The sequence below is a fragment of the Mesorhizobium sp. Arg314 genome (genome assembly GCF_053714275.1).
Genome location: NZ_JBSKBP010000298.1, coordinates 1 through 335, shown reverse-complemented (window position 1 = coordinate 335; position 335 = coordinate 1). Strand labels below are relative to the sequence as shown.

Sequence of the window (335 nt, the reverse complement as noted above, 5' to 3'; positions counted from 1 at the left end):
CCTCCATGGCGATTGTCGGGTGCAGCCCGAGGCGGTCTTGGAGTGCCCGCCGATCGCCGACGAGGTTGTCGAGGTGCCGTGGCCTTTGGGTTGGCAGCCCTTCTTGCGCCAATTGTCCAACCAAGGCCCGCGTGGCCTCGAGCACAAAGACGCCGCAATCGTACCCGTTCTGCTGCTGGGCCATGCGGACTGTCTCCAGGCGGGCGCGCAGTCGTCTTGCGAGCTCTTGTGCATCGGCGCTGTTGGCCCCACCGGCGGAGTCGTAATGATAGGCGACCGGCGCGTCCCGAAGGCGCCGGTCAACAAGCAGCAGTGACCAATGGGTGCCGCCGCCG

1 pseudogene is annotated in these 335 nt (G+C 66.9%); it reads right to left on the bottom strand.

Going from position 1 to position 335, the window contains the following annotated elements:
* Window positions 1–310, bottom strand: a pseudogene (locus tag ACWGS9_RS35575) (hypothetical protein); the annotation flags it as partial.
* Between the last annotated feature and the right edge of the window lie 25 nt (window positions 311–335).